Below are 18,240 nucleotides of genomic sequence, written 5' to 3' on the forward strand. Positions count from 1 at the left end.
GGATTCAGGTTGGATATGGAGAGGAGAAGGAGATGACCAGGTACTTTTTTCGTAGCAAAACGCTTGCTGTATTCTACGTGCTCTGCTCCATCGCGGCGTATGCTGCACTAACCTTGGTGTTTCATGCTTACTCATGGATTACCGAAGCCACCGAACACCTGAGTCTGTCTGAAGGCTACAGGGTCACCTTCCTCAGTGCCGCCATACTTATTATCCTGCTGCTGCTGCTGATTGTACTGGCTGTGCTAAAACGGTTTATGCTGTTTGAGATTACAAAATCCCTGCGCCAGGATGTGTTCTCCCGAATTTCAGGCCTGAGCCTGCCGGATTACTTCGCACACAACACCTCCCATTATTCATCCATCCTGCTGAACGATCTGGACACCATTGAAGAGGGTTATTTCTCGACGATGCTGGAATTAGCCGGCGATGTTATCCAGCTGCTGATTATGCTGATCTCCATCTACCTGATCGGTCCATCCTATCTGCTCGTCGTTCTGATATTCTGTATACCTTCAGCCATTCAGCCGTTTCTGATGAAGAATAGGCTCGGCAGGCTGGGCGCGAAGGTGTCCGGAGAATTGTCCCGGTATACCGGTAAAGTGCAGGAATATATCTACTCCTTCGAGCTGGTCAAGACCTTCAGGAAGGAAGCGCTGATCAAGAGTCTGTTCGCAGGGGATGTTGAACAGCTTGAACAGCAGCGGCAGCGGCAAAATGCGGCGAAAGTCATCAATATGACGCTCGTGATTCTCGCAGTCTACGTGCTGAAGGTTGGCTCGCAGATGTATTTTACCCACGCAGCGCTCACAGGATTAATCTCTGTAGCTACGGTATCGCTGCTGTTTGGTCTGGCGAATAATGTGGGGAATCCGCTGGCGAGTATCCTCGGATATTTCACGGCGCTTCACGGAACAAGAGAAGTCAGGGGCAAGGTGATGGAGCTGTTGTCCAGCGCTGCGGATCATAACTTGAAGAGCGGCGGAGGTTCGGCGCTGACCCGGTTTGGCGAGGAGATTTCGCTGCAGCAGGCCGGTTTTGCTTACGGGGATAACCTTATTCTGCGGAATATTACGTTCCGGTTCGCTAAAGGCAAGAAATACGCCCTCGTCGGCAAGAGCGGGAGCGGAAAAAGCACTCTCCTGCGGCTGATGATGGGCTACCATTCGGATACATATACAGGCAGCATCCAAATTGACGGACAGGAGCTTAAGGACCTGGAGCTGTCCAGCCTGTGGTCACATATTGCGGTGATTCACCAGCAGGTGTTCATTATGGAAGGAACACTGCGCGATAACATTACATTGTTCAACGAAATGTACAGCGGGGAACAGATTGAGGCGGCTCTTCAGGCTGCAGGTCTCGGCCCATTGGTTCAGTCTCTGCCGGACGGACTGGATACGGTCATTACCGAAGGCGGCAAGAATTTCTCCGGCGGAGAGAAGCAGCGGATTGCCATTGCCAGAGCTGCGCTCTTGAATGCGGAAATCCTGCTCATTGATGAAGGAACCTCTGCACTGGATAACATCACGGCGCTCGAAGTGGAGAACACTCTGCTTTCTCTAGCGGGTACAACCGTCATTGCCATTGTTCACCGGATCAATGATACCATCCGCAATTATGATGAGATCTGTGTACTCGACAACGGCGAGATCGTCAGATCCGGAACCTATGAAGACCTGATGCGCCGGGGCGGCATTTACCCCGGGGAGCTTCTGGAGAAGGGAGGGGCAAGTGCATGAGGAGAAATGCACTACAGCGCAGCTTTTTATCCGGAAAAGGCTGGCTCATACTGTTTCTCGTCGTATATCTTGGCTACGCGTGGGTTACCGTTACATTCTCAAGGCAATTGGGCCTTTCGCTTGATGTGGCACAGGGGGAGGACCGGAGCGCGTTTCATGATTTTTTGGGCCAAATCGCAGGCATCACCGCTGCGGTTATCGTGCTCTATTTCATCTACGGTTATTTGGAGAGCAAGTATATGCGCCGGGTTCTGGTTACGGTACGGACGAAGCTGCTGCATGGCATCCTCGATAAATCGCTTCCGGAATTCCAGCAGGAGGGGGAAGCGGCGTTCACCTCCGATCTGATCAATGATATTAAGGTGCTTGAGACTAATTATGTGAAGCCCGTAATCGATATCACCAAGGAGCTGCTGCTGCTTGTTATTACATTGGCAGCGCTGCTGCAGATGAACGTATGGGTGACCTTGTTTATTGCGGCGGTAAGCTTTATTCCAATCCTGCTGCCGAACCTGTTCATGAAGAGACTGGAGGCCAAGATGGGGGCCTACTCCCAGGAGCTTCAGCTGTACACGCTAAGGACCGGCGATTTCTTGAACGGATATGAGGTGTTCAAGAATTTTCAGGCCGAAGCCAAAATGCGGGAGAAGCATCAGATTTACAGTGAGGCCCTGGCTGCCCAAAAGAGAAAAACCTTTTTATTTCTGGATATCGTTTCGAATTCCGTCGCCATCTCCTCCATTATGATTACCATCGGCGTGCTGCTGGTGGGCATGTTTCTGGCGATTCATGGCCATCTGACCATCGGCGAGGTGTTCGCCGTCAGTTTTATTTCAGGCGGAGTCTCGGCGCCGCTGGGCAACATCAGCAATTATCTGCCGATGATCCGGGGAGCGAAAACCTTTGTTCATAAATACAATGAGCTGATTCCAGAGCCGGCTTCAAAGCCTGCCATTCCTCACATGAAGGAATCCATTGAAGCAGTGGACGTGTCCCTTGTGCTGAACGGGAAGCCGGTGCTGCAAAATGTATCACTGCGGCTGGACAAAGGGAAACGGTATGCAATTGCCGGTGCGAGCGGCTCCGGGAAAAGCTCCTTGCTGAAGCTGATCATGGGGTATTACGAAACATATACCGGCGATGTCCGGGTCGATCAAGCTTCCATTTCCGATTCGGACCGCAGCACTGTCTTTGAGTTTGCAAGCAGCGTCTCGCAGAATATGTTTCTGTTCCAGGCCAGTGTCAGAGACAATCTTACACTGTTTGACCCGGAGATTAGCGATGAGCAGATATGGGCGGCGCTGGGAGCCGTGGACTTAAAGAGCCGAATCGGGGCGCTGGCCCAAGGGCTGGATACCGGCATTGAGGAAGGCGGCAAGAACTTCTCCGGCGGGGAGAAGCAGCGGCTGGGCATTGCCCGTGCGTTATTGCGGAACAAGGAGCTGCTGATTATGGATGAAGCCACGTCAGCACTGGACGGCGGTACGTATCTGGAGATTGAGCATAACATCAGCGCCATGACCGACCTGACGCTCGTCTCCATCACTCACCGTCTCGACGGCGGTGTGCTTGCCCGTTATGACGAGATTATCGTCATGGATAGCGGGCGTATTGTGGAGCAGGGCACATTCAGTGACCTGATGGAGCGCCAAGGGTATTTCTATGAATTGTATTTGAGCCAGGAGAATGCGGAGCAGGCGGGGTGAGGGCTGGGCTCCGGGTTCACCTTGAGAAGACCTGTGCCCGTCGCTTTTAAGCGGCCCTGCACAGGTCTTGTTATTTGAGTCAATACGAATGCCAAGCTCCCATGTATTTTCCCGGGGGTTCTTCCGATGCGGATGTTCCTATTTGGCAGGATTCCAACGAAAGTGTTTAACTGCATCATGGAGTTCCTTATCGAACTGAAACCTTCCGAATGCATTAAATTCATCCTTATTATTCAAAGTAGATCCATTGAGCGGTTGAACCTGAATCTCTTGATTGGATTCTTCAAAAGCAACGGGATAATCAACAATCACACCATCTTGTCTGCAAATCCAGGCGTGGGTCCCATCTTCATATTCGTAGAAATTCGCTATATAAACATCCGCATCTTTCCATTCTTCATAGGTATGATCCGCACCTTTATAAAAATCCTCTAAAGCCCATCTGATCTTCGCTTCCACTGCAGCAATCATCCTGTCCTTACGTGGAGACGTCCCGTAATAAGGCTGTTGGGGTTCTGCGATAACGAATGAATACTTGTCGATTACCATATAGTTTCCGGTGTTGTCAGGCCAGCCGCTTTCACCTTTGCTTACTTGCCCGTCACAATAGATGATTCCATTTTTTATTTTGAATACAGCCAGCCATTCCCCAATACTGGTCTTTGCATATACAGATTCGTTAGACCCGGTACTGTATACACGAACTTCTACGTCTACAGATTTTCCGATATATGGATCGAAATCCTTGTCTGATACAGCGTCAAGTATTTTTTGGGGATACAGCCACAAGCGGTAATTCACATATTCGGATAAAGCGTTCTTAATTGTATCTTTTGTAAAACCTTCCGGCAGCTTTATTTCCCGACTGTGCTGTAAGTCACTGGTGTTTGCCGCAGTTCCTTCATTGGAATTGGCCTTATGAACTTCGTTCATGGAGCAGGCAGACAATAAAGTAGTAAAAAAAACGATAATTACTAATTGTTTTATTTTCATACCATCACCTCTCGACACGTAACTGACAATAAGTATCCCCAGATCAGATAATGGCTCTTCCGATCTGGGGATAGTATTCAATACAAGTACGACTTAGTAGTTAAAGAATATATTGTGCGATGCCCGTTCACCGGAAGTATCTAGTTGAGAATTGCTGGTAATAGCAGACTTGCTACCCGGATTTTGAAGTGTAGTTAAATCAAAAACTATGACTACATCTTTGATCTTAACATAAGAGCTGCCACTGCTAAAGCTATACATCAGTCCTATGATTGCTTGTGTTGGGTACACGTGATAGGGTCATATTTTATTTCATTGAAACCCTAAATTATCCATGATTTAATATCCATAGCAGAGAACGCAAAATACACCTAAAGACAGACGGTTAGAAACCTGTTGGGAGAAAGGATAAGCATACATGGTTAAATGGGGAAGGGTGCTTATTGTCTTATTGGTAATTGGAGCGTCTTTATACCTCGGCGCCTATGGTATAGGTTTGACGGGGATTATTGTACTTGGTCTACTCCTGAGCATTTATTTCCGTACAAAGGCAATCGAAGCCGACCTCCAAGACATTAAGAGACATCTCGGACTTATAAAAGAAGAGCGGCCGGTGAGCAACGAGGAGATTGAAGCGGAATTGGAGCGGGAGATGAGTGCGGGGGCGGATGGGAAAAAGGGATAGGCTATGCGCTCCTACTAAGCGGGAAGGTTATACGACAAATTCAATATATAATATATAGAAATATTATATCGGTCCTTATATCCGGTTAGATAGCTTTATATCCAAGTGACATTCGCATTTCACAAGATAATCTATCTTGAGGTGCGAATGCCAAGCTCCCATGAAATTCCCGGGTGATTCGCACCTCAAAATTTGTCGATTGCAGACGAAAATGCATAAATTCTCATAAGTCAATATCTGATCTATATCCAATATGATATTGTTAGGGAAGAGTTACATAGAAATGATACGAAATTCAGATCGAACAGGGATGTTTTGCTGTCGCACTCCGTGTGGAGTGCGTGGATTGAAATCTTTGGGATGCTTGTGTAGTTATATGATTTTTTGGTCGCACTCCGTGTGGAGTGCGTGGATTGAAATCTGGTTGGATAAAGGATGATTATGAGAAACATTGGGTCGCACTCCGTGTGGAGTGCGTGGATTGAAATAATGATGCCGACCGTAAGGGCATGTTTGGTATTAAGTCGCACTCCGTGTGGAGTGCGTGGATTGAAATTCCTCGCTCTTAATTATCAAACATCAAACATCAAGTCGCACTCCGTGTGGAGTGCGTGGATTGAAATGTAAACGAAAAAGGGCGAAAACGGAATGTTACGAGCGTCGCACTCCGTGTGGAGTGCGTGGATTGAAATGTCTTCAGATCAATGCTTTTGGTGCTGTTGTCGGTCGCACTCCGTGTGGAGTGCGTGGATTGAAATCTATGCTGGATAAATCAAAAGCTGAAGTTGCCGGTCGCACTCCGTGTGGAGTGCGTGGATTGAAATGCTAAAAAACGCGAACGATGAGAACAAAAACGAGTCGCACTCCGTGTGGAGTGCGTGGATTGAAATAAAATCACATCTAATTCCCAGAAGCAATCTGATAACGTCGCACTCCGTGTGGAGTGCGTGGATTGAAATGTCGTCGGCCGTTTGGAATAGCGAGTGTGTTGCGGGTCGCACTCCGTGTGGAGTGCGTGGATTGAAATTCTGCGCCAGTGGTGCAGAAGGAACAGGCCGTCGTCGCACTCCGTATGGAGTGTGTGGATTGAAATATTCCGGCCGGTGGCCGGGAACTTGTCCGCGAACGTCGCACTCCGTATGGAGTGCGTGGATTGAAATAATGATAATTAAAAAAGACCCGCACAGGTCCGCTATCGCACTCCGTATGGAGTGCGTGGATTGAAATTCTATTGACTGGATTTTGTCGATCCTGTCTTCCTAGTCGCACTCCGTATGGAGTGCGTAGATTGAAATGAGCAGCGACTGTAATCGAAAACAAAGGGAAGACGCGTCTCACTCCGTGTGGAGTGATGGAATGAGATTAGACACTATTTTCAAGGAAGCGAGCTGCTAGGAACGTAACCGAATCGGCGGCAGCAGATTTGAAGGTTTTCCAGACTTCCTTGACAACATCGAATTTTTAGGAAACGATGAACATGGTATACTATTGGTAAAGGGGGGATTTAAGTGCACGATTTGCTTGATCCGCGTGTGGATATTATTTTTAAGCGTATTTTTGGCAGTGAACATAACAAGGATGTGCTGCTCGCATTCCTTAATAGCACGTTTCGTGCGGCAGGCGAAGCGCCACTAACAGAAATTATTCTACTGAATCCCTACACTGAACCGGATAGTCCCAACGATAAGATGTCCATAATGGATATTAAAGCACGTACAGCCAAAGGGGAACTGCTGAATATTGAGATGCAGCTGTTCAATCCTTATCATATGGAGAAACGAACGTTATTTTATTGGTCAGAGATGTATTATCATCAAATTCCACGTGGCGGTAATTACAGCACCCTGCAAAAATGCGTAACAATCAACATTCTGAACTATTCCTGTTTGCCTAATGACCGCTTCCATAGTGTGTTTCATCTGCGGGAAGATTTTAGCGGAATTTCCTTGCTCGATGATATTGAAATTCATGTAATTGAACTAACCAAGTTGGACCAGCAGGCCGTTACGTTGGAGGAAGGCGGACTGGTTAACTGGCTGCTGTTCCTAAAAGGCATAGACAAAACAAGCTGGGAGGTGCTTTCAATGAAGGAACCGATGTTGAAAAAAGCGATGGATACTCTGGAATTCCTAAGTCAGGATGCGACTGCACGTATGGCGTACGACGCTCGGATGAAGGCGCTCAGTGATGAAAAGTCCAGGATCGAAGGAGCGTTGGCAACTGGAAGAGTTGAAGGGAGAGCAGAGGGTAGAGCTGAAGAAAAATCTGCGACAGCTGTTAAATTGCTGGAACTCGGTGTGGATATTGAAACTATTGTTAAAGCGACTGGACTGACGGTTGAAGAGATTCGGGCTCTGTCTCCTATCCAATAACTCAACTGTTTTAGAGAAGCAACTCAGACATAGCAGTGGTACTTAACGGCTCGTTAATAATTGAAGCAGAATCAGCTTTAGTTAAAAATAAGTTTACCGTTAATGGTACGGTTATAGAACCACGTAAGGTTGAGTAAAATACATTGAAAATGACTTGTTCTGGAGGCGTTATGCTTACTTTGAATAGGTCATTTTTTTGTATTTACTATTTTAAGCGTTTAAAGAGTGGGCGAATTTACTATCAAGTGTAAAATGCATTGGCTGAATTCTGGTACAAATAGAATTGAGTTGAAGTCTAAAAGTGAAATGAAATCGAATGAAAAAGGGACGAAGAGCACTGGTGCGAATGGTAAGCTCCCATGAAATTCCCGGGAGATTCGCACCTCGAAATTTGTCGAAACACTGCAATGGACCATAAGTCTCAAAAAAGTCAATATTCTATCTATATCCATTATGATAAAGTTATGGAACAGTCGCTTTGAAATGATATGGATTTTAGATGGAATAAGTATGAATTTGCTGTCGCACTCCACACGGAGTGCGTGGATTGAAATTATCTTACCCGAACCGGGTATATTTGGCAATGACGTCGCACTCCACACGGAGTGCGTGGATTGAAATCTGTATCCACGCCTGCTTGCTGGGGATTGTCTTGTGTCGCACTCCACACGGAGTGCGTGGATTGAAATGGCAATCCCAGCATACGGCCGGATTCGCGGAACCTAGTCGCACTCCACACGGAGTGCGTGGATTGAAATCGCAAGTTGTTACTGATGCGGTCTATAGTGCGGCGTCGCACTCCACACGGAGTGCGTGGATTGAAATATCGTTGCAATGGGAGGTAGACTCTCATGAATAAGTCGCACTCCACACGGAGTGCGTGGATTGAAATGTACACATAGAGAAGAAAAAAGCCCATCAGTCATAGTCGCACTCCACACGGAGTGCGTGGATTGAAATTTTAATATGGTTGTTTCTGGCGGTTCGCTGTATGTCGCACTCCACACGGAGTGCGTGGATTGAAATCTGTAACGTTACGCCGCAAGCGTCTGTTTCCAGGTCGCACTCCACACGGAGTGCGTGGATTGAAATATTTTTGTTACCTCCTTATTGGTTACCTTTATTATGTCGCACTCCACACGGAGTGCGTGGATTGAAATCTGGTTGGATAAAGGATGATTATGAGAAACATTGGAGTCGCACTCCACACGGAGTGCGTGGATTGAAATCGAGGACTGGAGAGGACTATAAGATTAAGATTCCGTCGCACTCCACACGGAGTGCGTGGATTGAAATCACATCCGCATACCCTTCGTAAACGAAAAAGGGCGTCGCACTCCACACGGAGTGCGTGGATTGAAATGTCCAATGGAACCTTACCAGCAGTAAAGTGGTCAAAGTCGCACTCCACACGGAGTGCGTGGATTGAAATTGGTTTCGAGGAGGATTTTGATAGACGAGAGTTTTTGTCGCACTCCACACGGAGTGCGTGGATTGAAATCGGAGGATATCGCAGGCCCGGCGTCACGCGAGTATGTCGCACTCCACACGGAGTGCGTGGATTGAAATCTCGGCAGCGACTTGTCGTCTATTGAGCCCCGTCGTCGCACTCCACACGGAGTGCGTGGATTGAAATCATAATGTAAATTAAGTATTACAGGAAGGAGTGATTGAGTCGCACTCCACACGGAGTGCGTGGATTGAAATCTTTCCCAGTCTCGCAAATTCGGTTATGACTTCGTCGCACTCCACACGGAGTGCGTGGATTGAAATCTTCGCTGCCCGTAGCGGTCAGAGTTTGGAAGAGTCGCACTCCACACGGAGTGCGTGGATTGAAATCTACCATAGCAGCCGTGATACTACCGACCATTTGGTCGCACTCCACACGGAGTGCGTGGATTGAAATAATGTCCGTGGACACGGAAGACTGACTCCGGTTCCAGTCGCACTCCACACGGAGTGCGTGGATTGAAATCCGAGAAAAGATCAGTTACAGTACCTGCCAATTTGTCGCACTCCACACGGAGTGCGTGGATTGAAATCTTACAAAAGGATCAAAAAATTTGTGAGGGAATTTAGTCGCACTCCACACGGAGTGCGTGGATTGAAATAACGGTGCCAATGGTTAGGTGGTCAAATGATTTGGTCGCACTCCACACGGAGTGCGTGGATTGAAATGTTTAAGGCTCTTATTGAATATTACGAGACGATAGTCGCACTCCACACGGAGTGCGTGGATTGAAATAATAGCTTTCACTACTTCACTCAAGATGTCGCATAGATTTAAATAGTGTCCTATTAGAGGAAAAAACATCCTTATGTCGAATTGTAAAATATAAGTCGGATTTCCTGGGTTTAATTAGTTTTTTCTTCCTAATCTGAGGAAAGGAGAACAGGAGCTTATGACCTATGTTGCGCATATTCGTCAAAGTGATGATGTTGCTCAGAGCGTACCAGAACATCTTCGTGGTGTGAGCAAGGCCAGTGGAGAGGCTGGTGCTAAGATTGGAGTAAAGCATTTGGCTGAGTTAGCAGGTTTACTCCATGATATGGGAAAGTTCACCGATGAATTTCTAGACTATATTAACCAAGCGGTGTCCAATCCTGACAAACCTCCTCGAAAAGGTTCCGTAGATCATTCTACTGCCGGCGGGAAACTGCTGCACAGTCGGTATCATACCTCTCAAGCTAAGCAAGCTGCTAAGCTTACAGCCGAATGGCTTGCCAATTGTATTATTTCACATCACCAAGGGCTGCGGGACTATATTCCACCTGAAGGTGAATCCCCCTATCTTAAGCGTGTATTGAATCCGGAACTACCTGGATATGAACAAGCGAAACAACAGTTTTTTCATCATTTCCCAGAGGAAGAACTGGATCGGCTCTTTAATTGCGCCGTTGCTGAGTTCAAAAGTTATTTTCAAAAAGTAAAACAACATACCTTACCCCCTATTGCAACCTCCTTGATGATCAAATACATATTTAGTTGCCTGATTTATGCAGATCGCAGCAATACCCGTGAGTTTGAAGAACAGGAACAACCCGGAGAAGTACCGGATTATAGACCATTTTTTCAAAAAAGCTACGATAAGCTCATGCAGTATTTGGACGAGCTTAATGCCATTGCCGACCCTGATAACCCGATTCCGGCTTTGCGGCGGGCGATGTCTGAACAATGTGAAACGTTTGCTTATCGCATATCGGGGATTTATACCCTCTCTATTCCTACAGGCGGCGGCAAGACTTTGGCCAGTATGAGGTATGCGTTGAGGCACGCTCTCCAGTGGAATAAGCAACGCATTATTTACGTGGTGCCTTATACGACAATCATCGAACAGAACGCAGCCCAGATTCGGGCCATTTTTAATGACAATGACATGATTCTCGAACATCACTCCAACGTGGTGGACAACGCAGATGATGAACGGCAAGACGGCGATGAAGGCGAACGTTATGATACTCGCCGCAAAAAGCTGAAGCTGGCTCGTGACAACTGGGATCGACCAGTGATTTTTACGACAATGGTACAGTTTCTGAATACTTTCTTTGCCAAAGGAACGCGCAATGTCAGAAGGCTGCATCAATTGTCCAACGCGGTCATTATTTTTGACGAGGCCCAGTCGGTACCGGTAAATTGCATTTCGTTATTTAACGAAGCGCTTAATTTTCTTCATGTTCTGGCTAACTCCACATTGCTGTTATGTACAGCGACTCAACCGGCATTGGATCAAGTACAGCACAAGCTTCGGTTAACCACACAGGGCGAGATCGTTGAGCAACTTGACGAGGTCAGCCAAGCATTTAAGCGGGTGGAACTGATTGATATGACTGAACAAGCTCCTGCCGGATGGAATGCGGAGGAATTGTCCTTGTTTATAGAAGAACAGATGAAGGAGGTCAACAGTACACTCGTCATTTTGAATACGAAGACGGCAGTGCGCAAATTGTTTCGTGAACTACAAAGCTCAGCTTGGGTTAATGAGCAAGGAGTTCGGTTGGTGCATCTTAGCACGAATATGTGTGCCGCTCATCGAAAAACAGTGTTATCGGGAGTGAACGGAGTCATACCGGCATTATCTGCAAAAGATCGCGTGATCTGTATCAGCACTCAACTAATTGAGGCCGGAGTAGACATTAGCTTCGAATGCGTAATCCGTTCCTTGGCCGGGCTAGATTCGATCGCGCAGGCAGCTGGCAGATGTAACCGAAACAGAGAAGCTCCAATGCGCAAGGTGTATATTATCAGATCGGCGGATGAAGTGCTGAACCATTTGCCGGAGATTAAGCTGGGAGCTGAGACTACGGATTGGCTACTATACCAATTCCGAAAGAATTCAGATGAGTACGGAGAGGAACTGCTGTCGGTTAAAGCGATGACCTGTTATTTTAACAAGTATTTAAAAGGTCTAGGAGATAAGCTGCTATATCCGATAAGCGAATTGGAACAAAACCTGTTTGACCTGCTCAACTACAATCAATTCAATGTGGGAGCGTACAATAACAGATTTAAATCAGGTACTCAATTGGCTAACCAATCTGCAATCGCAACCGCTGAACGCTATTTCGAAGCGATCTCAACTAAGGCAAAGGCTGTTCTCGTCCCTTATAACGAAGAAGGACGCAGTATTATCGCTGAAATAAACGGTGAACTGGGACCGGGCCGTTTAGGGGAGCTGCTTAGGGCTGCACAACAGTATACGGTAAACCTCTATGAACATGAACTGAAGGTACTTGATAAAAATGATGAGCTGTTCCCGCTATTAAATGGACAAGCATTAGCCTTGCGGGACACAGCGTATTCGGACGAGTTTGGTGTTCAGTTGGAGGGCAATGGGGAGTGGGGGAGCTTGATTTTTTAAAAGGCTTGTTACCACGGGGACAGCATGCCATGCTCTCCCCGTGCACATTCCATTCTGCCAGAGAGGAGGAGCAACATGCGGAATCAAATTGAATTTAAGGTATCCGGAAAATACGCGTTGTTCACTGATCCGCTTACTAAGCTTGGCGGTGAGAAGTTCAGTTACCAGGTGCCGACATACCAAGCTCTAAAGGGAATCGTGGAGTCAATTTATTGGAAGCCGACCTTGATCTGGATTATTGATAAAGTCAGAGTTATGAACCCGATCCAGACGGAATCCAAGGGTATGCGTCCTATTGAGTATGCAGGCGGCAATACGCTTGCCTATTATACTTATCTGAAGGATGTAAGCTATCAGGTGCAGGCTCATTTCATCTTTAATCCATACCGTGAAGATTTGGCTGCAGACCGAAATGAGCATAAACATCACAATATTGCTAAGCGTGCAGTGGATGCCGGAGGACGTCGGGATGTTTTTTTGGGTACTAGGGAGTGTCAGGCATACGTTGAGCCTTGTCAATTCGGTGAAGAAGAGGGCGCATACGATAGTCTTTCGGAGCTTCATTTCGGAACCATGTTTCACGGCATCAACTATCCGGATGAGACTGGACGTAATGAGCGGGAAATTAGACTATGGAGAGCGACTATGAAGCAGGGCATCATTTCATTCGACCCCCCAGACGAATGTTCACTGATTCGTAAAGCCGGAGAGGGAACGCCGAAAGTATTCAGCGGAGATAACATGCAGATGGTTGATTCATTACATGGAGAGATGTTTGAAGGGCGGGAGACGGTATGAGTTGGCTGGCCAATCTAACACAAACCTATGATGACCATATTGAATTGGTTGGGCAGTTTGAACGCAAAGCAAACGGCAGGGAGTATGCGCTAATCCCAATATCTCACACTACGCAAACCGCCCATATTGAAGTACACCTGGATGAGGAAGGGAACTTCATCGCGGCCTATGTCCGGGACAAGGTGGAAGGCAGTACGATCATTCCTTGTACAGAGGCAGCTGCCAGCAGAACCAGTGCCCCAGTGCCTTATCCCCTTTTTGACAAACTGCTATATGTCGCTGGAGATTATGTCCAGTATTGTGGTGAGGTCAAGGGAACGCCATATCAGGATTACTTGGATCAGCTGAAAGCCTGGTGTGATTCGCCATACGGTCATCCTAAGGTCCAAGTAGTGTATGACTATGTGAGCAGAGGAACGCTGATTGCTGACCTTGTTACTCGCAAGGTGTTGCATACGGATGGAAACGGTAAGCTGCTTAAAAAGTGGGAGGCTCCTTCAGAGGATAAAACAATAGCAAAGCCTGAGATATTTAATGTATTAGCTGGTGATCAGAGCAGCGCCTTTATCCGTTTTGCTGTGAATATTCCAGGCGACGAAGAGCACCGGTTGTGGCGCGATACAAGTGTGCAACAATCCTTTATCCGATTTCATGAGAGTAGCTTGAGTGATACGGATATTTGTTACGTTACCGGAGAAGTGCTGCCCATCGCGGAAAAGCATACGTCGCGTATCCGGCATTCCGGCGATAAATCGAAGTTGATTTCGGCCAACGATTCTGCGGGCTTTACGTATCGCGGGCGGTTTCGTACCAGCCGGGAAGCGGCTTCCGTTAGCTACATGGCATCACAGAAAGGACATAATGCGCTCAAATGGCTTATCGACCGGCAAGGCATTACGCTTGACGGAAAGGTTTTTCTGGTGTGGGGAAACCAGAATTTGGACATGCCGGAGCCGCATCAGGACACGCTTGATTTATATGAAGAGGCTGGGGTAGATTCCATTCTGGAAGACTTGGATATGGATGATGACTTTGACATTTACGGTGTTGAGAGCGCAGCGGGCATTCCACGGCCGGCAGGTATGGGGGACTCAACCCTTAAGGCGTATACCAGACAGATTATGAAAGCAATCGGCGGCTATCGTTATGATGGCCAGCAGCATGCACATGTAACGATTATGATCCTGGATGCAGCTACACCGGGTCGAATGTCCATTACCTACTACCGTGATTTGAATCATGAGGAATATTTGAACCGTTTGGAAGCTTGGCATACCTCTTGTTACTGGCAGCATCGCTATCGTAAGAATGGGATCGGAGAATGGCAGACTTTTGTCGGAGCACCTGCCACACGGGATATCGCCTTTGCGGCTTACGGTCCGCGTGCAAGCGACAAGGTAGTGAAGGGGCTGATGGAGCGTATATTGCCTTGTATAGTGGAGACGAACAGAAATGTGCCGCAGGATATCGTTCGCAGCGCTGTCCAGCGTGCATCCAATCCGGTAGGTATGGAGCCCTGGGAATGGGAGAAGACGCTGAGCATCACTTGCGCACTTGTTAATAAGTACGAGGAAGGGAAGGGGTTTGAGGTGGGCTTAAATACGGAAACGACTGATCGTAGTTATCTATTCGGCAGAATGCTGGCTATTGCAGATATATTGGAACGGGAAGCTTTAGGACGGGAAGAGAAGCGGGCAACTAATGCTATCCGTTATATGAACGCTTTTGCTCAGCATCCGTGTCGCACCTGGAAGGTAATTGCATCGAATCTCCAACCTTATCAAGAAAGAATGGGAATAGCAGCCAATAAGTATACTAAATTGCTAGTTGAGGTTGGCTCAAAGATTAAATTCGAAGATTTCAATGATGTGCCGCTAACCGGGCTGTATTTACTAGGTTATTATAGTCAGCGCAACGATTGGTTTACGAGTAAAAAGGACAAGAATACTGGAAGCATAACAGATGCGGTAGTAGATTTAGCAGACCAAAATGAACAAAGAGAAGGGGAGATATAAATGTCCGTACTGGATCATAAAATTGACTTTGCTGTTGTACTGTCTGTCCACAATGCTAATCCAAATGGAGACCCCCTGAACGGAAATCGTCCACGGCAAAATTATGATGGCTTCGGCGAAATATCCGATGTCTGCATCAAACGCAAAATTCGTAACCGTCTGCAGGATTTAGGAGAGTCCATTCTGGTGCAATCGGATGACCGCAGAGATGATAGCTACCGTTCAATCAAAGATCGGGTGGATGCGAACGAGGCGGTACAGGAGCACGCCAAAGGCAAAAAGGCAAACAAAGAATTGTATGCAGAAGCAGCCTGCCGCTCTTGGATGGACGTGCGCAGCTTCGGTCAGGTGTTTGCTTTTAGTGGTTCAGATGTGTCGGTTGGCATTCGCGGTCCGGTTTCTGTACATACGGCGGTTAGTTTAGAGCGTATCGATATTAGCAGTATGCAAATTACCAAAAGTGTGAATTCTGTAACCTCGGCAAGCGATCCCGACAAACGCGGCTCCGACACCATGGGCATGAAGCACCGCGTCGATTTTGGAGTGTATGTATTTTACGGAAGCATTAACACCCAACTGGCAGAGAAGACCGGATTTACCTATGAAGATGCGCAGAAAATTCGCGAAGCATTGATTACTCTTTTTGAGAATGATACCTCTTCGGCTCGTCCGGACGGCAGCATGGAAGTCCACAAAGTATACTGGTGGGAGCATAAATCCAAACTCGGGCAATATTCTTCTGCCAAAGTACATCGGTCACTGGACGTTAAGCCGAATCCGGAGGTGGCGACTCCCAAGTCTTTTAAAGACTACGAAGTAAAGCTTGAGCCACTCGACGGGCTGGAAGTTCATGAGTATGACGGATTATAACGAAGACGATTATCTCATGCTGTCGGGCATACAACACTTTAATTTTTGCCGGCGGCAGTGGGCGTTGATTCACATCGAACAGCAGTGGGCGGAGAACGTGCGAACACTTGAAGGTAGTTATGTACATCGGGTAGCAGATCAGGCACATTTGCGCGAAAAAAGAGGCGATAAACTGATTGTCCGTGCTCTTCCGGTCCAGTCCCGCCAGCTTGGGATTAGCGGTATTTGCGACGTGGTCGAATTTGTCCGGGACTCCTTGGGGGTCCCGCTTTCCGGCGAAGAAGGAACTTATCTGCCATACCCCGTGGAGTACAAAAGAGGTAGGCCAAAGAAAGATGACTCTGACCGCTCACAGTTAGTTGCCCAAGCCATATGTCTGGAGGAAATGCTGGCCTGCGAGATAACGGTAGGCTATTTATTTTATGATGAGATTAAACACAGGGTTGAAATTCCAATTACAGAGTCTGACCGCCAAAGAGTTCAGGACACTTTTCGAGAAATGCACGGCTATTACTCAAGGCGTTATACTCCTAAAGCTAAGGCGGGGCCACATTGTGACAGCTGTTCACTGAACATGGTCTGCCTGCCCCATATGATGGAACGTAGAAGCGTTGCCAGCTATATTGAAAGCAGGTTGAACGAATGAAGAAGCTGCTCAATACCTTGTTTGTAACGACGCCGGAAGCTTATTTGTCACTTGATGGGGAGAATGTAGTAGTCAAAAAAGAGGAGACGGTGCTGCAACGTTACCCGCTGCATAATTTGGAGGCTATCTGTACTTTTGGATATACAGGTGCAAGTCCTGCCTTAATGGGCACATGCGCTGAGCGCAACATCGGGCTGACTTTTCTCACTCGTAATGGACGTTTTATTGCCAGAGTGACAGGCGAGAGCCGGGGGAATGTGGTTCTGCGCAAAGAGCAATATCGGATTTCCGACGATCAACGCAGAAGCGCTTTGTTTTCCAGAAATATGATTCTTGGGAAAATTTATAACGCCAAATGGATTTTGGAGCGCGCTACTCGGGACTATGCCCTTAGGCTGGACGTCGTGAAGTTGAAGAAAATATCTGCTTCCCTATCGGAAATTATGAAGATTGTAAGGGATGTCGAGGATCTCGATATTTTGCGTGGCTTGGAAGGAACAGCGGCGGTTCAATACAATTCTGTGTTCGATGAACTTATTCTTCAACAAAAAGAAGACTTTTACTTTCATGGACGCAATAAGCGCCCTCCCTTGGATAACGTTAACGCGTTGTTGTCGTTTGCCTACACTCTACTTTCCAATGATATGACTTCGGCACTTGAAGGTGTGGGACTGGACGCTTATGTGGGATTTTTGCACCGGGATCGGCCGGGACGGGCCTCACTTGCGTTAGATATGATGGAGGAGCTTCGCGGTATTTATGCGGACCGCTTTGTTCTCTCCTTGATTAACAAAAAGCAAATTCAGACCAAGGGGTTTCAGCGTAAAGAGAATGGCGCCGTAATCATGGACGACTCAACCCGTAAGCAGGTATTGATTGCCTGGCAGGAAAAGAAACAGGAGAAGATCATCCATCCTTATTTAAAAGAAAAAATTTCCTGGGGGCTCGTTCCGCATGCCCAAGCTCTTCTGCTTGCTCGAACACTGCGCGGGGATCTGGATGAGTATCCGCCATTCCTGTGGAAGTAGGTGGTCTAAGTTGCTTGTACTGATTACTTATGATGTAAGTACCAAGAGTAAAGAAGGAAGAAGACGTCTATCCCAAGTCTCGAAGAAGTGCTTGGACTACGGCCAGCGGGTGCAGAATTCTGTATTTGAATGTATCGTTGATGCTACAGAGTTCCGTAAGTTAAAGTTTGAACTGGAAAATTTAATAGATGAAGAAACAGATAGCCTGCGGTTTTATAATTTGGGTGAGAAGCATAAGACCAAGGTAGAACATATCGGAGCGAAGGCTTCCTATGATATGGAGGGGCCGTTGATCTTGTGAGTAGTCTCAGGTGCGAATGCCAAGCTCCCATGAATTCCCCGGGAGATTCGCACCTCGAAATTCGTCGATGGTTGTCGAAAATCTATGACCACAAAAAATGTCAAGATGGAAACGATGTAATTAATAGAATGATGAAAGCGGAATACAGCCCGTTCTATAGCAATGAGAGAATAGTTGGGTGGATTTTCGCAGTCGCACTCCGTATGGAGTGCGTGGATTGAAATT

12 protein-coding genes and 3 CRISPR repeat arrays (1 of these 15 cut by a window edge) are annotated in these 18,240 nt (G+C 47.2%); of the genes, 11 read left to right on the forward strand and 1 reads right to left on the reverse strand.

The window, feature by feature from the left end:
• Window positions 1–32 precede the first annotated feature (32 nt).
• Together F1379_RS01630 and F1379_RS01635 are read left to right on the forward strand one after the other, a co-directional pair.
• On the forward strand, window positions 33–1,742 hold the full coding sequence (locus F1379_RS01630; RefSeq protein WP_150265617.1) for an ABC transporter ATP-binding protein: 1,710 nt from the start codon (window positions 33–35) through the stop codon (window positions 1,740–1,742).
• Window positions 1,739–3,448, forward strand: a complete 1,710-nt coding sequence (locus F1379_RS01635; protein WP_150265620.1) for an ABC transporter ATP-binding protein — start codon at window positions 1,739–1,741, stop codon at window positions 3,446–3,448. Before F1379_RS01630 ends, F1379_RS01635 begins: the two co-directional genes overlap by 4 nt.
• Window positions 3,449–3,586: 138 nt before the next feature.
• Here the strand turns inward: F1379_RS01635 and F1379_RS01640 are convergent, their stop codons facing one another.
• Entirely contained in the window at window positions 3,587–4,441 is an 855-nt protein-coding gene (locus F1379_RS01640) for a hypothetical protein (protein ID WP_150265622.1), read from the reverse strand.
• Window positions 4,442–4,859: 418 nt separating this feature from the next.
• Between F1379_RS01640 and F1379_RS01645 the strand changes: the two genes are divergently transcribed.
• From F1379_RS01645 to cas2, 9 genes are all read left to right on the forward strand, one after another.
• The gene (locus F1379_RS01645) at window positions 4,860–5,126 is read left to right on the forward strand and encodes a hypothetical protein (RefSeq protein WP_150265625.1); all 267 of its coding nucleotides are present in this window, start codon (window positions 4,860–4,862) and stop codon (window positions 5,124–5,126) included.
• 320 nt (window positions 5,127–5,446) lie between these two features.
• A CRISPR array of direct repeats spans window positions 5,447–6,421; the repeat unit is 33 nt; unit sequence GTCGCACTCCGTGTGGAGTGCGTGGATTGAAAT.
• Between the two features lie 213 nt (window positions 6,422–6,634).
• Window positions 6,635–7,498: an Rpn family recombination-promoting nuclease/putative transposase gene (locus F1379_RS01650; RefSeq protein WP_150265627.1), complete on the forward strand. Its 864-nt coding sequence runs from the start codon at window positions 6,635–6,637 to the stop codon at window positions 7,496–7,498.
• Between the two features lie 521 nt (window positions 7,499–8,019).
• A CRISPR array of direct repeats spans window positions 8,020–9,743; the repeat unit is 33 nt; unit sequence GTCGCACTCCACACGGAGTGCGTGGATTGAAAT.
• 157 nt (window positions 9,744–9,900) lie between these two features.
• Complete coding sequence (gene cas3, locus F1379_RS01655; RefSeq protein WP_150265629.1) at window positions 9,901–12,357, forward strand: CRISPR-associated helicase Cas3'; 2,457 nt, start codon at window positions 9,901–9,903, stop codon at window positions 12,355–12,357.
• A gap of 75 nt (window positions 12,358–12,432) precedes the next feature.
• Complete coding sequence (gene cas5c / locus F1379_RS01660; RefSeq protein ID WP_150265631.1) at window positions 12,433–13,155, forward strand: type I-C CRISPR-associated protein Cas5c; 723 nt, start codon at window positions 12,433–12,435, stop codon at window positions 13,153–13,155.
• Window positions 13,152–15,170, forward strand: a complete 2,019-nt coding sequence (cas8c, locus tag F1379_RS01665) for a type I-C CRISPR-associated protein Cas8c/Csd1 (protein WP_150265633.1) — start codon at window positions 13,152–13,154, stop codon at window positions 15,168–15,170. The genes cas5c and cas8c overlap by 4 nt, the downstream gene beginning before the upstream one ends.
• Entirely contained in the window at window positions 15,171–16,040 is an 870-nt protein-coding gene (cas7c, locus tag F1379_RS01670; RefSeq protein ID WP_150265635.1) for a type I-C CRISPR-associated protein Cas7/Csd2, read from the forward strand. It begins immediately after the preceding gene.
• Entirely contained in the window at window positions 16,027–16,686 is a 660-nt protein-coding gene (gene cas4 / locus F1379_RS01675) for a CRISPR-associated protein Cas4 (RefSeq protein WP_150265637.1), read from the forward strand. Before cas7c ends, cas4 begins: the two co-directional genes overlap by 14 nt.
• A complete protein-coding gene (gene cas1c / locus F1379_RS01680) occupies window positions 16,683–17,714 on the forward strand; it encodes a type I-C CRISPR-associated endonuclease Cas1c (RefSeq protein WP_150265639.1) in 1,032 nt (343 codons plus the stop codon). Before cas4 ends, cas1c begins: the two co-directional genes overlap by 4 nt.
• A 10-nt stretch (window positions 17,715–17,724) precedes the next feature.
• Window positions 17,725–18,015, forward strand: coding sequence for a CRISPR-associated endonuclease Cas2 (gene cas2 / locus F1379_RS01685; RefSeq protein ID WP_150265641.1), 291 nt, complete (start codon window positions 17,725–17,727; stop codon window positions 18,013–18,015).
• A 191-nt stretch (window positions 18,016–18,206) separates the two neighbouring features.
• Window positions 18,207–18,240: a CRISPR direct-repeat array (repeat unit 33 nt; unit sequence GTCGCACTCCGTATGGAGTGCGTGGATTGAAAT); it runs 2,987 nt beyond the window's last position.

Source organism: Paenibacillus tepidiphilus (assembly GCF_008635795.1).
Classification (GTDB): Bacteria; Bacillota; Bacilli; order Paenibacillales; family Paenibacillaceae; genus Paenibacillus_AQ; species Paenibacillus_AQ tepidiphilus.

Excerpts from the sequence above, each read along its gene's own strand:
- cas4 (WP_150265637.1), top strand. The coding sequence starts at position 16,027 with ATGACGGATTATAACGAAGACGATTATCTCATGCTGTCGGGCATACAA.
- cas5c (WP_150265631.1), top strand. The coding sequence starts at position 12,433 with ATGCGGAATCAAATTGAATTTAAGGTATCCGGAAAATACGCGTTGTTC.
- cas7c (WP_150265635.1), top strand. The coding sequence starts at position 15,171 with ATGTCCGTACTGGATCATAAAATTGACTTTGCTGTTGTACTGTCTGTC.
- F1379_RS01630 (WP_150265617.1), top strand. The coding sequence starts at position 33 with ATGACCAGGTACTTTTTTCGTAGCAAAACGCTTGCTGTATTCTACGTG.
- F1379_RS01640 (WP_150265622.1), bottom strand. The coding sequence starts at position 4,441 with ATGAAAATAAAACAATTAGTAATTATCGTTTTTTTTACTACTTTATTG.
- F1379_RS01635 (WP_150265620.1), top strand. The coding sequence starts at position 1,739 with ATGAGGAGAAATGCACTACAGCGCAGCTTTTTATCCGGAAAAGGCTGG.
- F1379_RS01645 (WP_150265625.1), top strand. The coding sequence starts at position 4,860 with ATGGTTAAATGGGGAAGGGTGCTTATTGTCTTATTGGTAATTGGAGCG.
- cas1c (WP_150265639.1), top strand. The coding sequence starts at position 16,683 with ATGAAGAAGCTGCTCAATACCTTGTTTGTAACGACGCCGGAAGCTTAT.
- cas3 (WP_150265629.1), top strand. The coding sequence starts at position 9,901 with ATGACCTATGTTGCGCATATTCGTCAAAGTGATGATGTTGCTCAGAGC.
- cas8c (WP_150265633.1), top strand. The coding sequence starts at position 13,152 with ATGAGTTGGCTGGCCAATCTAACACAAACCTATGATGACCATATTGAA.